Below are 13,552 nucleotides of genomic sequence, written 5' to 3' on the forward strand. Positions count from 1 at the left end.
TTGTAATTTATATCCAATCAGTGCAAATACTAAACTTTTTCCAGAAATTTCGTTTATTGGATCGCGTTTATCGAGTCCATTATAAAAAAGAGGTGAACCATTATGAAATTACAACGATTTGCCATTGCATTTATCATCATTTCATTGTTTGTGTTTCCTGTGAAAGCTTTGGCTGGAACTGAATATTTAGAGAAGTATGATAACCCGATTAGCTTTATGGTTGAAGTATTGCCTTGGCATAAAACAAATCAAATTTTGCCGAAAGGTTCGGTCTTTACCATCATTGATGTTGAAACGGGGTTACAATTCAAGGGACAAAGAAGAGCAGGGAGCAGACATGCCGACGTACAACCATTAACGAAGAAAGACACAAGATTGATGAAGAAAATATATAACGGAAGATGGAGCTGGAAAAGGAGACCGATCCTTATCCGTGTGAAAGATCAAATGATAGCTGCTTCCATGCATGGAATGCCGCATGGGGCAGGTGCTTTAAAGAACGGTTTTCCTGGACATTTCTGTATTCATTTTTTCGGCAGTACCACACATGGATCGCGTAAAATGGATGTAATTCACCACTTAATGATATTAAAGGCTGGCGGAAAGATGGACGAATATTTAGACACACTTGGGCCTTTCGAATTAATTAATGTATTTTCCATAGCCGTTAATTTGGACGATCTGGACATCCTCAAGCAAACTGTAGACGGCATAAATAAAGAATCCGAACTAAAAAAGGCACTAGAAGAGATTAGCTATTTCGAGGTAACAGGTTTGTCAACGATCGATGTAAAAGAGCGCGATCAACCGGTACTCCTCGAAATACCTGTCAACGCTGTCCTGATAAAGAAAAATAATGAAAAAGAAAAAACAATCATTCACTTTATTATCAGACGAAATAGTCTAATCGATGGGTGGTATATTGACGGCGCTAACTTGATGAAAGAACTTTCACACATTGAGCGTTAATTGGTTGGTGCATGAGGAGAGTTTTGATATTGGTAATTGTTTCATCCGATTAGTTTGCCAATGAGGCAGGTAACGGTGGAAAGGACTGACAGTTACTATTGTACTTCAGTCCTTTTTTTGGCTATTTTTATCATGTTTTCAGCTTTTTTAGAAGGTTTTGTCGAAGCCCTTCTAATCCTTAAGAAAGTGTTACATAATTAAAAAATATATCGGGATATCAAAGTATTAACGATGCTTTATGCTATTTCTGAATCTGCTTCTCCTGTTTTATTTTTAAAATCGGTCATTGCCTGACACAAAATAAAATACACAAGGAGGCGATATATCATGGAATCAATTGAGCTTTTTGCATGGGTCTTATCATCAATTTTAGGGGTTTGCTTTGTTATTTCTCTAGTGGCTGTTTTCAGAAAACCGCGTTTCAATGACAAAGAACGCAAAAAGTCGAGAATTATTTAAAAGGCTCGGCGAGATGAATGATCATACTGTATTCCAATAATCCATCGGAGATAAATTCTTTTCAGGCTGAAATATTGCATTAATCTTACTAACGAATGCAATCAAAATGTAAATAAACTGTCATTCCAATAGAGTTGATAGGTGTATTTTAAAAGTATACACTTTCATACTATATGAGGAGTGATAAAGTGGAAACAATAACAGTGGATAAGATAAAATTTAAAGAAAAACTATCGATGATTGAACAATTAGCAATTAAAGAGTTCATGAATAAATGGGTGGGTAGATCAACCGTCAGTATAGATGATTTTCTTCCGCTTGAATACAAAGAAAATGTCTTTGCCAAGATGGAAGCAAAAAAGGATGCAAATTTCATCATTCATGGTGATGAACAATTTAGATATGCCACACTCACTGAAGATAATCAAATTATTATTGGCGTTTTAAATTCTAATAAAGAGCTAACCCATAGAACCATCTCATTGGATGAAGTTTAGCGGTAAGCACTTAAATGTGCTTACTTCTTTACTAAAATGAAATACAATCGACAGACTTCTCCCATAGCTTTCTTCCTTTTACATACCCAAATGAAGGTCTTTTTTGAAAAGTACACTTTAGTTTCTCAGTTTCACTGCCACCGAATTACGCCAACCACCTCCCCTTTTATCATTAGACCAGGTTTCTGAACTAGAATAATTGCTGAGTGACACTGAAATTAAGAGAGCACAAATTGATAGGCCAGGACAATGGTTATAATAATACGTATCAAATAAACAATCATCAAAAGGGGCACCCAAATGGAAATATGCTCGTTCTCATTCTCCGGCCGGCCTGTTTATCATGTATTGCCTGGCATTTACGAAGGTCTTGGCCTGCCTGAATTATCCTCGTACATAGAACAACATTTTGATTTTACTTATACCCTGGGTAAATCGGAATCAACGGGTCATGGGAGAATTCGTTTTTACAAAAGCAGCGGTCAAGTTAAAGTGGATCTTCCAGAAAACCTGCCTGGCGTTGGACCGGTGCGACTGCAAAAATTGAAGGAACTGTTACTTGAGAAAGCCAAAAACCCTTTTATGGGAAATGCAGAATCAGCTGCGGAGGAAAGAAAAGTGTACCACGCCCATTTCCGTCGCAGAAAATAGTGAGGCAAAGGCTGGCATCTCTTTAGTGTGGTATAATTAACCAAAACACGAGAGGAGACCCACACATGAACGGTGATGAACTTTTTGCCTTTTTTCCGATCTTTACGATTTTCTTTTATATAGCACCGATCGTATTCATTATCTGGTTTCTGCTTAAATTCCTGAAAATACAGCAGGAAAAAAACATGATACTTAGAGACATTTCTGAAAAGCTTAATAACACAGATGAATCCTAATTAAAATAGGAATTGATTTGTTTAACAAATAATCTTTTCAACCCTGACTTCTTTTCTAAAGATTTTTCTCAATAAAAGTATGAAACAAGCAGCAAAATGTGCGGATCCATAGTAAAAGATCAATGATTCCGCACTATTTTTCCTTTCCCCCACACCATTACACTCCGTTTCACTTCAAAAGACTATCTGTTCTTCTTAATTGGATATATCGAAATTATATAAGTCGATACCTTCTATGAATTTCACAAAAGCAGCCACCATATTTAGTTTCATAGAGTGCTCATGATAGAACATCCATGTATTGCGCAATATAGGCTTTCCTTCTTTTGTTGTCAGATCGGTCCTATACAAGTTGTCTATATCTTTAAGTTCCAAAGTAGGCATTATGGCATAACCAAGTCCATTGACCACCATTTTTTTGCAGGTTTCTGCTTTATCAACCTCTATGCTGATTAATGGAGCCTTTGAATAATTTTCTGCCCACCAATGATCTACTGTAGTTTTCAATAAGTAGTCTGTACTGTAATCGATCCTGGGTAAGTACGGCAGCTGATTAATGTCAATTTTTTCTTTTGATGCAATGCAAATTTTTTCATCAAATAATAATCGTTTACACTCTTTCCAGCTATGGTCACCCTTCACAAATGCAATATGAATATCTTGATTGTATAATAAATTGGTGATTTCACTGCTCCAGCCCGTCGTCACTTTGAATTCAATATCGGGGTATTGATCCTTGAACAGCTTTAGGAGGTCTGGAAGCATGTAATGGGCAAAAAAGTTGGAGACACCCAACCTTAAAGTTCCGGCTACTTTATTCTCCATATTGCGTACATTTTCTTTAATTTTCTGGATTTGCAATAAAATTTGATCTGCACTTTTTGCCAAATATTCACCTTGATGAGTGAAGGTGACTCCCCTTCTCCCCCTTTCGACAATTCTGACTCCAAATTCTTTCTCGATTTGCTTCAAGCGGTTAGTTAGAGCAGGTTGTGATATATACAACATTTTTGCAGCTTTTGTAATGTTATTTTCATGAAAAAGCGTCCGTAAAATGATCCAATCCCGTTCATCCATAGAGAAACAACCACCCAGCCATAATTTTTGATTATGGTTTATTATACAATATTCGTATTTTAATTATTGCTTAGTATGCTTTATATTTTAATAGACAGAACTTTTACATAAAATCAAAAGCGTTGTGTTTTTTTGCAGAAATTTATTTGATATTCATGAAAGAAGGAGTTTATTTGAAGGATAATAGGAATTTGTTTCAAACTATCCGGTTTATCGCATTAAGCAGTATTGGCGGTCTTGTTCTTTCATTAACAGGTCTTTCGATTGGGTGGATAATTGGCACCTTGATTATGGCTGCCCTGCTATCTATTACAAAACCCCAATTTTTAAAATTGCCTGAAGGCCAACAAGGCATTTCAAGAAAGTGGATGAATGTTGGACAATTAATTCTTGCCATTGAGCTGGGACAAAGTATTAATTTATCCGTTTTACACACGCTCAGAGATAATTGGAATACGATTGTTATCATGCTTGTTTTCTCTATTATCCTTTCTTTGCTTTCTGGATTTGTCCTATGGAAATTCAGCAATACGGATATGCTGACAAGTTTATTCGGAACGGCACCAGGAGGGATTGCGGCAATGCCTTCAATAGCGGAAGAATTGGGAGCAAATACTGCTGTCGTAAGCATTATCCAGACAATGAGGATTTTTCTCGTAATATTCACCGTACCCATTCTTGCATCATCCTGGTATCATAATCACGTTGAACAGGCGGTCTCTTTAAGCAATCCGGCAACAATAACAGCCCCGGAATTTGAATTGAGCCAGCTTCTTTGGACGGCATTGTTGGCACTGGGAGCCTGGGCAGGGATTTATGTAGCTAAATATGTAAAAATTCCGGCACCATGGCTTGTAGGCGGAATGATAGGTGCTGCTTCGGTACAAATGCTTAGCACATTCATTTCAGGACACGAGATGATAGCGTGGTGGCCTAACCTTGCCATGATTTTATCTCAAATTTTCATCGCTTCTTGTGTAGGTTCCCGTTTTTACAAAGGGATGTTCGAGGGGATAAGAAAAACATTGATAATATCTTTATTCAGTACATTGGCACTTATCATGTGTATGTTACTATGTGCCTTGTTTGTAGCAAAAGTTACTGGAATTTCGCTGCTGACCTCGCTATTGGCTTTTGCACCAGGAGGGGTTGCGGAAATGGCCACTACTGCAGCGGTTCTTAACGCAGATGCCACTTTTGTTGTAGCAGTACAGGTCCTTCGAATCGTTGTTGTTTGCATTACCTTGCCTCCGCTTTTTCGATTGTTGAATTCATGGGAAGTAAGGAGAATGAAGAGTTCACGGCTGTCTGCGTAATTTTCTGCCAAATCCTAGCTTTTGCCAAAAACGAATTTGGGGATCTATGATGAAACCAGTTACTTTAAAGAGCTTTTATGATGGCCGTTTCGTTTAACGTTTGTAACGGCCTGCCTTTCCCCTGACCAATACCGCCAAAAATTTGTTAATCTTATGAAATGATGCTTTCTACTACCTACTCTTTCCGCATCATATCTCCTGTATTGCTTGTATATGTTATTAGCATAGCAACAGTGCATCCCTTTTACTTATTCCTAAAAAAGAGGAGTATAACGAAGAGTCATATTATTCTTCTCTCGCATAATTGGAATAATCACATTGTTCGATAGTACACTATGCAAAAACCCGGATGCTCCTGGATCCGGGTTTTATTGCGTCTATTTCTATCACTGTGGATCTGATACTTGGCGATTTAACGCGTTGAAGCGTCGGGGGACTGACCCCCTAGACATTTTTTCTTAGTTCCCTTGCGGCATCCGTTACTGATATAGCCTGGCTGATTGCCGTAATGACGGATACTCCGTCAGCACCGGCTTTCATGACAGTCCCGGCATTTTGAGCTGTAATGCCTCCGATTCCCACAATGGGGACCGTTATTCCCCTTTTCCTGAACACTTGAATGAGCGATGTTCCCTGGACAGGGGTCGTATCCGTTTTTGTATTAGTAGGGAATATGGGACCTAACCCAAAATAATCAGCTCCCGCCCTGATGGCAGCCTCGGCTTCATCAATCGTATGGATGGATACTCCGAGTATTTTATCGCCGATCTTCTCCCTGACTCTTTCAGCCGGCTCGTCTTCCTGTCCAATATGCAGACCGTCTGCATCTATTTCCATTGCCAATTCGAGATCGTCATTTACGATGAAAGGGATGCTGCTTGCTCTGCAAATTTTCTGCAGTTGTCTGGCCAGAGCATATTTTTCGTCACCCTTTAAGGCTCCTTCTCCCTTTTCCCGGAATTGAAACAGTGTAATACCCCCATTAATGGCTTCTTTTAGAACTTCTTCAGGATTTTTTGCAGTATTAGTACTGCCCATAATAAAGTATACCTTTAATAAATCGCGCAATTCTTCGCTGTTGATTCTGCCCATTTTGCTTCCTACTCCTTATGTGAGCTTTTTCTATAAGCCCAGTGATTCGTAGGACCGTGACCATGTCCAATAGGTACTTGCCCTTTGATAGCAGCCTGAATGAAGCTTTTGGCTGTTTGAACAGCTTCGTATATACTGGCACCGTTTGCAAGCCCGGCCGTAACAGCAGCAGAAAAAGTACAACCCGTACCATGTGTATTATTCGTAGGAATCCGCTTCGTAGACAAGGTGACAAATTCAGTACCGTCAAAAAACAAATCGGATGATTGATTCGGATCTTCATCGTGTCCGCCCTTGATCACGACATTTTTCACTCCCAGTGCCAACAATTTTCGGGCAGCTTCCTCTTTGTCTTCCCTTGTGCGAATCGGGGTATCCGTTAATGCCTCGGCTTCCGGTATATTTGGAGTGATCACTATGGAAAGCGGCAGTAAATGCCGTATTAAAGCATGGACAGCCTCAGCTTGGAGCAAGGATGCTCCTCCTTTAGCGATCATGACTGGGTCGACGACGACATTTTCCCACCCATACTGCTTTATTTTTTCTGATACAGACTCGATGATTTCCGCATTAAAAAGCATGCCGGTCTTGACGGCATCTGCGCCGATATCCTCGCCGATGGATTCAATCTGTTTTGCCACCGCTTCGGATGTCATTGGATATACAGCCTGTACTCCCAATGTATTCTGTGCAGTTACAGCAGTGATCGCTGACATCCCGAAAACGTCCAGTTCCTGGAATGTCTTAATATCGGCCTGGATTCCGGCCCCTCCCCCACTGTCAGAACCGGCTATGGTCAAAGCTTTATTCATTGTTGTCCCGCGCCCCTTTCTTGTTTACTCTATTTTTGTCACAGAACTGTATTGTTCAATGTCAACTGATGAAGTCATTGATAATTGATTCAAAAACTCGATTTGGAAACTGCCCGGCCCTTTATCCACGGTTTTTCCTGCAGCTCGTTCAGCTGCAACTCCGTAGAATGTGACTGCCGCCAGGGAAGCCAGCATCAAATCCTTTTCCACCGCAGCAAAAGCGCCAATCACCGAAGTCAACAGACAACCGGTCCCGGTTACTTTTGTCAGCATGGGGTGCCCATTATGACCGATGTAGGTGGTCTTTCCATCTGAAATGACATCATCCTTTCCTGTGATGGCGACAAGAGTTTGAAGTTTCTTGGCTGTAGATATCGCAAGCTCCACGACATTGCCCTCGGCATCACCAGCGTCCACCCCCTTGATTTCCCACCGTTCACCTGCGACATTTGCTACTTCAGCCACATTACCCCTTATAACATTAATATCTACCTCGGCCATTATTTTTTTAGCGGTTGCGGTTCTATAATCGGTTGCGCCTGCACCGACTGGATCCAAAATAACAGGTACACCGCTCTCATTTGCTGATTTTCCAGCGATAATCATGGATTCTACTTCAATCGGATTCAATGTACCGATATTCAAAACAAGTGCTCCCGCAATTTTGGCCATATCGGCCACTTCTTCGGCTGCATATGCCATGACAGGAGAGGCTCCAAGGGAGAGAAGACCATTGGCTGTAAAATTGGTAACGACCACATTGGTTATATTATGAACAAGTGGATTTACATCCCTTACCTTCTGTAATGTTTCGCTTATTTTCGTTGTCATCATAGAAAAAACCCCCTTTTAATCCATCACCAGGCCGCCGTCGACAACCAGGTTTTGTCCGGTCACAGCCCTTGCCCAGGGAGAAGCAAAGAATACAATCGCATCTGCAACTTCGGCTGGATCTGTTACTTTACGAAGCGGTGTAGAGGATTCAATCATGCCGAATACCTCTGCAGAGGTTGCGGCGCTGGCATCTGTCATTTTTAAAAGTCCGCCCGAAACCATATTCACGGTGACCCCGTATTGTCCCAGCTCATTTGCCATATTTCGTGTAAAACCTAAAAGAGCGGCTTTACTTGTTGTGTAATCATGATAAGCTACAACCGGATTTTGAAAAAGGTTGGTCCCAATATTGATAATCCGTCCATAACCAATTTCTTTCATATCAGGCAGTCCGGCCTGAACAGTGTATAATGCGCCCTTTATCGCGCTCTCCAACTGGCCTTGGAAATCTTGCCACGAGATTGATGAGGCATCCTTTTTTGTAACGGGATCAAAGCGGAAGTTCACAAGGGCATTGTTCACTACCGTTGTAATCGGTTTGCCAAAATGCTCCTTAGCCTGATGAAACATCGATTGAATTTCATTTTCATCACGAATATCAGCCCTTAAAGCAATGGCATGATCTCCGATTTGATTTTGTAAATCCTGTGCCCTTTCCTCACTGTTAAAGTAGTTAATGACTACCTTGGCACCTTCTCTAGCAAATGCCTTTACTGTTTCACTACCTAACCCCCGGCTTCCCCCTGTTACAAGCACCACTTGATTCTTCAATTCCATGATCTCAACCTCCAGAAATATGAAAAGCCAGACCCCTAATAGGACCTGGCTGTAGTTAGTAAGAGAAAAAAATCTTCCGCTTCACTACTTTCCTACGCTGGTATGATCCAGATCAGGTCCGAAGGGTTGAAAAACATTCATTTTTCTCTCAGCCCATAGAATGGGCACCCCTAGTAGTCTGCTATTCTTTTCTAAATCATATCCCTCGTATACCGATGTGTCAACATGTATTGCTTGAGTAATGCGGGTGAAGCAATGCGCAGCTATCTTTAATGCTTTTCTACCACCAATCTTGTACCAACAGACAGGTTTTACTTACAGCATTCACTGATTCTTTAAATTTCTCACCTATTCTCTTCCTTAATCTGTGCCATGAGGATCCTTTTAAGAAGACGACCTTTCTGTGTTTTACGATTTTTCAGCAGCAGCATGCCGTTACCTTCCTGGCTTCGTGGGTAACCCAAAGATTTTGTGTGCCTTATCAATCTATTAAAAAGCTCGCGCTCGGTTAAACGGCGCTTCCGTTTTTTCTCGTATTTCTCAATCAGAAGTGCCAGCGCTCCGGACACATGTGGTGCAGCCATGGATGTACCAGACAGAGAAGCATATTGATTATGGGGATATGTGGATATAATTTGCTCGCCTGGTGCCACTAAATCAACTTCACTGTTCGTATTGCTAAATCTTGAAGGGAGTTGGAGGTAGTTAACAGAGCCGACTTCCACTACTTCCTGATATGCACCCGGATAACTGTATTCCTGCGTTGACGAATTTCCGTCCCCTTCGTTTCCTGCAGCACATACGACCAAAATGTTATTTTTAACTGCATCTCTTATCGCAGAATGAAGGGCTGGATCATCATCCGGTCCTCCAAGGGACATCGAGATGACTCTTACCTTTTCACCTTGTGGGCCAGTCCAACTTACAGCATATTTTAATGCTGAAACAATATGTTTGATTTCTCCCACCCCTGAACCCGTTAACACTTTTAACACGAGAAGTTTTGCTTTTGGAGCGACTCCCGCTACCCCTGTATCATTTTCAGCTGCTGCTATCGTTCCACAAACGTGTGTCCCGTGTCCATTATTATCGGAGAAATTATCGGGATCCCCTTTGTAGTCGTTCGTGAAATTGTATCCACCGATAATTTGTTGCTGTAAATCAGGGTGATCTATTTGGCAGCCGGTATCAAGCACCGCCACGACTACATTTTCTCCCTTGATTCCTTTCCGCCATATGGAAGGCGCCTGAATCATTCTTATTCCTGGAGGGACTTCGGTTAGGCACGTTTGAACTCCTTCTACCTGAAATGGGATCAACTGCACTTTTGTCAATCTATCAACTCCTTGTTTCATTCCTTCTCTTCAAGTTATGAAGGGAAACAGGGACATGCTTGTACCACTGACTATTGATGACACATAAAAACACCGCCCGTTATTCGAGCGATGTAAATCGGAAGAGCTCTACTGATAATTCTTGTTGAAAATACCAGAGGTTCCTCTGTATACGATTCAATATTTACACTTCTTTTTCGCCAATGACGAGCAGGATTCATCAAGGAGATGAAAATCCGTTCGTTTTCTTTTTGGTTGACCTCCGGATTTGTTCTCTTCTCCACTTAACATTGATTTCGTCCTTAAGGAAGGTCAATCCCATCCAATTCTTTTACTAAGCATGTAGCAAGTGCCATCTTCTGCAAAATACAGGTATTGACCGCTTGCAACGTTAAAATCAACATCTTTTTTATCGTAAAGCAGCCTGCCTTCCTTTTTAAATTGCATGATAACGTCATTTGCTGGATTCAGGATAATTTCTTCGCTGTGAATTGTTGTGACAAATCCCTTTGGATTGGTTATCCTTTCAGGCTTTACTTCTGTATTCCATTCCCCATAGAGAAGGACGGTGCTTGCCGTGATAGTCGTTTTTCTGTTTTGTACAGACCAAAGCTTCCTGCAATTACATCGGTGAATTCTGCTCTTCATCAGCCAACCCCACTCTCATGCACATATGGTTGGTTATAATATATTTTAATAATTCAACTGGACAACCCTATGTTTTTCAAAAAAGGAAACTTTTCTTTTTAGGGCTGTGCATGTTTAGCTTAATGGACAACTTCCATAAAAAAGCTGGTATCAAACAGGAATAAATTAACATACATTAAAAAAGACCGTCAGTGCTGCGCACACCAGACGGTCTAACAATAGAAGGTTCCTTCGAAGGGTCAGCTATTATAAGGTATAATCCACCCTGTCATGGAGGACTTTCTGCCGGGGTGGATTACTTTTTTTGGTTAAATGACAGAATTGCCACGATTAGGCTTGCAAACGCACATGCAAACATCAACGCTTCAAAGGCCGTCATCAGCACCACACCCTTTCCGTGAGGATGTGCCGGTACCCTTGAGAAATCCTGTTTTGGGTTTTTATTGGATGCTGCATCATTTGCTATATGTAATGACTGGAATATTTATCACAAATAATTTCTGCTTTGTTACTATTGTGTCACCTAATTTCGCTTTTCTCAAGCCCATTTTCCCACTGTAGAGAGCAGTATGTTTATCTCATATAGAACAATGATGGCAAGTTGCTTGTTTAATTGGTTTGGACGCCTAAATTATGATAATGCTCTGTATAAAAGTGAATGAATCAAATACCCATTTTTTCAGGTTGGATTACATCAGCTATTTAGCTATTTTTATCTCTTAATTATTTCCATCACATCTACAGAAAATTACTCACTCTAGTCCTTTAATTCAACAGGGACCAATGTGGAATTTTTCAAAAAAAATTAATTTACAGAGCCTACAAAAAAAGCCGTCTTTACGCCCGGTATCCCCATGAACGGCGTCTAGACAGCTTTGTACTATTAATATCTGTTATTGCGGTTTCGGAGGAATGTTGGTACATCGAGTGATTCTTCTCTCTTCTTTGATGGCCTGCCTCGATTGTCATGTTGTTCCTGACCCCGATTAGTTTGAGGGTAAGCTTTTGGAATCGTGTCCGTTACTTGACCGGAACGAGAGGTAATCTCTTGCTCATTGAAGCCCGTGGCTATAACGGTTACCATGATCTCATTTTTTAAATGGTCATTGATCACTGATCCGAAAATCATGTTTACCTCCTGGTCTGCAGCTGATCCGACAATATCGGCTGCCTCTTGTATCTCATACAGACTCAGGTTGCTAGCGCCTGTAATGTTCAGTAGTACACCCTGAGCCCCATTGATGGAAGTTTCAAGCAACGGACTGGAAATGGCTTGCTTTGCGGCTTCTGCAGCACGGTCTTTACCTGACGCGACACCTATTCCCATCAAGGCGGATCCTTGATTGGACATGATCGTTTTCACATCGGCAAAATCAAGGTTGATCAATCCGGGGACAGCAATTAAATCCGAAATACCCTGTACACCCATGCGCAGGACACTGTCCGCTTCCCGGAATGCTTCTACCATTGGTGTTTTTTTATCAACAATCTCCAGTAAACGATCGTTCGGAATAACAATCAATGTATCCACCGCATTTTTCATCGCGTCAATCCCGCCTGCCGCGAAGGTAGAACGCTTATTGCCTTCAAACTTGAACGGACGCGTTACGACTCCAATCGTCAATGCACCAAGCCCGCGCGCGATTTCAGCAATGACAGGAGCTGCCCCGGTTCCTGTCCCGCCCCCCATCCCTGCAGTAACGAAGACCATGTCAGCACCTGATAAAACTTCCTGGATCTGCAGTCTGCTTTCTTCGGCCGCTTTTCTGCCTACTTCCGGATTGGCGCCTGCGCCCAAGCCTCTTGTCAACGTTGAACCGATTTGCATCTTAATTTCAGCTTTCGATAAATTAAGCGCTTGTGCATCTGTATTAACGGCAATGAATTCTACACCCTCAACATCGTCTTCAATCATACGGTTAACGGCATTGTTTCCACCTCCGCCAACACCGATTACTTTTATCGAGGCCAACCTGTTTTCACTGGCAGCAAACTCCATCAATGATTCCCCCTATACATATATTTCAATCATTCAAAAAGACAATATGACATGATTTTCGTTACAAAATCGTGCATCAAAGCAAAAGAGGAAATGAAAAAAAGAGGCAGCCTTCACCCCTTTTTCAATTTTTCTATCCAAGATTATGTCAGCTTACTTGTTGTGTTTTCCTGTAAAAATTTCCAGACTCTACCTCGTCATGTATAATGGATTTCAAGATAATCCATTACATTTTATATACGACAAGTAACGCGGAAACACCTTGTTCTAATTTGCTTCATCCAGGCATAGACGTATATTTTTTCGCTCTAGAAATAAAAAAATGTGGTCCTTCTTTAAAAATTCTCATTCATTCTTTGCAAGGACAATCGATAATTTCATAGCTTGTTATATTAAAGCCTTTCCTCATTAAAAACCGCAAACCTAGATTCAACTCCAATTTATCGGCGGCAATGACATGTATGTTTCCATCTGCAATCTCGCTTTTGAAACGTCTTAGATATGCATACGGTATGTTCATTGATATTTTGTCAGAATCAGAGCGTGAGTCATTATAATCCCTTATATCCAACAAAATAGTGTCGTCGTCCCTAATGAAATGTTCATTTTTAATACAAGGGATATTTTTAACAGGATAATGACGTGTATAAAGAAACCAAAAGACTGCCAGTATGGAAAATATCAGTAACGCAAGAATGATCGTCACAACCTTTATTGAAAATTTACTCCTCTAACTATACATGCAGATAAGGGTATGGTGTCAAATAACTGAATTGGATGTATATATTTGAACTCGGTCAACCTCTAAGTATTAATTACTTTTAAAAAAAGACGATGCCCGGATAAAGGGA

At 40.9% G+C, this 13,552-nt stretch carries 15 protein-coding genes and 1 riboswitch; of the genes, 7 read left to right on the forward strand and 8 right to left on the reverse strand.

Translation table 11 applies throughout. The features are described from left to right. The first annotated feature begins 102 nt into the window (after window positions 1-102). The 5 genes from D0466_RS04760 to D0466_RS22515 all read left to right on the forward strand — a co-directional run bounded on the left by D0466_RS04760 (window position 103) and on the right by D0466_RS22515 (window position 2,812). Window positions 103-969 (forward strand): hypothetical protein, encoded by an 867-nt coding sequence (locus D0466_RS04760; protein ID WP_117321394.1) that lies wholly within the window; start codon window positions 103-105, stop codon window positions 967-969. 327 nt (window positions 970-1,296) lie between these two features. Further along, a complete protein-coding gene (locus tag D0466_RS23280) occupies window positions 1,297-1,428 on the forward strand; it encodes a hypothetical protein (RefSeq protein WP_267897380.1) in 132 nt (43 codons plus the stop codon). 188 nt (window positions 1,429-1,616) lie between these two features. Beyond that, window positions 1,617-1,925 (forward strand): hypothetical protein, encoded by a 309-nt coding sequence (locus tag D0466_RS04765; RefSeq protein WP_117321395.1) that lies wholly within the window; start codon window positions 1,617-1,619, stop codon window positions 1,923-1,925. A gap of 300 nt (window positions 1,926-2,225) precedes the next feature. Then, window positions 2,226-2,576 (forward strand): hypothetical protein, encoded by a 351-nt coding sequence (locus tag D0466_RS04770; protein ID WP_117321396.1) that lies wholly within the window; start codon window positions 2,226-2,228, stop codon window positions 2,574-2,576. 65 nt (window positions 2,577-2,641) lie between these two features. Continuing rightward, on the forward strand, window positions 2,642-2,812 hold the full coding sequence (locus D0466_RS22515; RefSeq protein ID WP_199484505.1) for a hypothetical protein: 171 nt from the start codon (window positions 2,642-2,644) through the stop codon (window positions 2,810-2,812). A 195-nt stretch (window positions 2,813-3,007) separates the two neighbouring features. On the opposite strand, the gene D0466_RS04775 is transcribed toward D0466_RS22515, so the two are convergent. Continuing rightward, a complete protein-coding gene (locus D0466_RS04775; protein ID WP_117321397.1) occupies window positions 3,008-3,889 on the reverse strand; it encodes a LysR family transcriptional regulator in 882 nt (293 codons plus the stop codon). Window positions 3,890-4,062: 173 nt separating this feature from the next. Between D0466_RS04775 and D0466_RS04780 the strand changes: the two genes are divergently transcribed. Next, window positions 4,063-5,205 (forward strand): AbrB family transcriptional regulator, encoded by a 1,143-nt coding sequence (locus D0466_RS04780; RefSeq protein ID WP_199484523.1) that lies wholly within the window; start codon window positions 4,063-4,065, stop codon window positions 5,203-5,205. A gap of 444 nt (window positions 5,206-5,649) precedes the next feature. On the opposite strand, the gene thiE is transcribed toward D0466_RS04780, so the two are convergent. From thiE to D0466_RS04810, 6 genes are all read right to left on the reverse strand, one after another. Then, on the reverse strand, window positions 5,650-6,297 hold the full coding sequence (gene thiE, locus D0466_RS04785; RefSeq protein WP_117321398.1) for a thiamine phosphate synthase: 648 nt from the start codon (window positions 6,295-6,297) through the stop codon (window positions 5,650-5,652). An 8-nt stretch (window positions 6,298-6,305) separates the two neighbouring features. Next, complete coding sequence (thiD, locus tag D0466_RS04790) at window positions 6,306-7,109, reverse strand: bifunctional hydroxymethylpyrimidine kinase/phosphomethylpyrimidine kinase (protein WP_117321399.1); 804 nt, start codon at window positions 7,107-7,109, stop codon at window positions 6,306-6,308. Between the two features lie 24 nt (window positions 7,110-7,133). Continuing rightward, window positions 7,134-7,943 carry a hydroxyethylthiazole kinase gene (gene thiM / locus D0466_RS04795; RefSeq protein ID WP_117321400.1) on the reverse strand — a complete coding sequence of 270 codons (810 nt, stop codon included), beginning with the start codon at window positions 7,941-7,943 and terminating at the stop codon, window positions 7,134-7,136. Between the two features lie 15 nt (window positions 7,944-7,958). Continuing rightward, window positions 7,959-8,720: a 3-oxoacyl-ACP reductase gene (locus tag D0466_RS04800; protein WP_117321401.1), complete on the reverse strand. Its 762-nt coding sequence runs from the start codon at window positions 8,718-8,720 to the stop codon at window positions 7,959-7,961. A gap of 72 nt (window positions 8,721-8,792) precedes the next feature. Further along, a riboswitch (TPP riboswitch) is annotated at window positions 8,793-8,902 on the reverse strand. A gap of 162 nt (window positions 8,903-9,064) precedes the next feature. Beyond that, the gene (locus tag D0466_RS04805; protein ID WP_117321402.1) at window positions 9,065-10,075 is read right to left on the reverse strand and encodes a S8 family peptidase; all 1,011 of its coding nucleotides are present in this window, start codon (window positions 10,073-10,075) and stop codon (window positions 9,065-9,067) included. A gap of 291 nt (window positions 10,076-10,366) precedes the next feature. Next, complete coding sequence (locus D0466_RS04810) at window positions 10,367-10,702, reverse strand: hypothetical protein (RefSeq protein WP_117321403.1); 336 nt, start codon at window positions 10,700-10,702, stop codon at window positions 10,367-10,369. A gap of 312 nt (window positions 10,703-11,014) precedes the next feature. Here D0466_RS04810 and D0466_RS22795 point away from each other — a divergent pair, with 312 nt between their 5' ends. After that, window positions 11,015-11,263 (forward strand): hypothetical protein, encoded by a 249-nt coding sequence (locus tag D0466_RS22795; protein WP_233522535.1) that lies wholly within the window; start codon window positions 11,015-11,017, stop codon window positions 11,261-11,263. Between the two features lie 322 nt (window positions 11,264-11,585). On the opposite strand, the gene ftsZ is transcribed toward D0466_RS22795, so the two are convergent. Next, window positions 11,586-12,701: a cell division protein FtsZ gene (gene ftsZ / locus D0466_RS04815; protein ID WP_407675620.1), complete on the reverse strand. Its 1,116-nt coding sequence runs from the start codon at window positions 12,699-12,701 to the stop codon at window positions 11,586-11,588. Between the last annotated feature and the right edge of the window lie 851 nt (window positions 12,702-13,552).

This window comes from Peribacillus glennii (assembly GCF_003429105.1).
Lineage (GTDB): Bacteria > Bacillota > Bacilli > Bacillales > DSM-1321 > Peribacillus > Peribacillus glennii.

Coding starts and splice junctions, on each gene's coding strand:
- thiD (WP_117321399.1), bottom strand. CDS start 7,109: ATGAATAAAGCTTTGACCATAGCCGGTTCTGACAGTGGGGGAGGGGCC.
- D0466_RS04800 (WP_117321401.1), bottom strand. CDS start 8,720: ATGGAATTGAAGAATCAAGTGGTGCTTGTAACAGGGGGAAGCCGGGGG.
- D0466_RS04810 (WP_117321403.1), bottom strand. CDS start 10,702: ATGAAGAGCAGAATTCACCGATGTAATTGCAGGAAGCTTTGGTCTGTA.
- D0466_RS22795 (WP_233522535.1), top strand. CDS start 11,015: ATGACAGAATTGCCACGATTAGGCTTGCAAACGCACATGCAAACATCA.
- D0466_RS23280 (WP_267897380.1), top strand. CDS start 1,297: ATGGAATCAATTGAGCTTTTTGCATGGGTCTTATCATCAATTTTAGGG.
- D0466_RS04805 (WP_117321402.1), bottom strand. CDS start 10,075: ATGAAACAAGGAGTTGATAGATTGACAAAAGTGCAGTTGATCCCATTT.
- D0466_RS22515 (WP_199484505.1), top strand. CDS start 2,642: ATGAACGGTGATGAACTTTTTGCCTTTTTTCCGATCTTTACGATTTTC.
- thiM (WP_117321400.1), bottom strand. CDS start 7,943: ATGATGACAACGAAAATAAGCGAAACATTACAGAAGGTAAGGGATGTA.
- D0466_RS04775 (WP_117321397.1), bottom strand. CDS start 3,889: ATGGATGAACGGGATTGGATCATTTTACGGACGCTTTTTCATGAAAAT.
- D0466_RS04770 (WP_117321396.1), top strand. CDS start 2,226: ATGGAAATATGCTCGTTCTCATTCTCCGGCCGGCCTGTTTATCATGTA.
- ftsZ (WP_407675620.1), bottom strand. CDS start 12,701: ATGGAGTTTGCTGCCAGTGAAAACAGGTTGGCCTCGATAAAAGTAATC.
- thiE (WP_117321398.1), bottom strand. CDS start 6,297: ATGGGCAGAATCAACAGCGAAGAATTGCGCGATTTATTAAAGGTATAC.
- D0466_RS04760 (WP_117321394.1), top strand. CDS start 103: ATGAAATTACAACGATTTGCCATTGCATTTATCATCATTTCATTGTTT.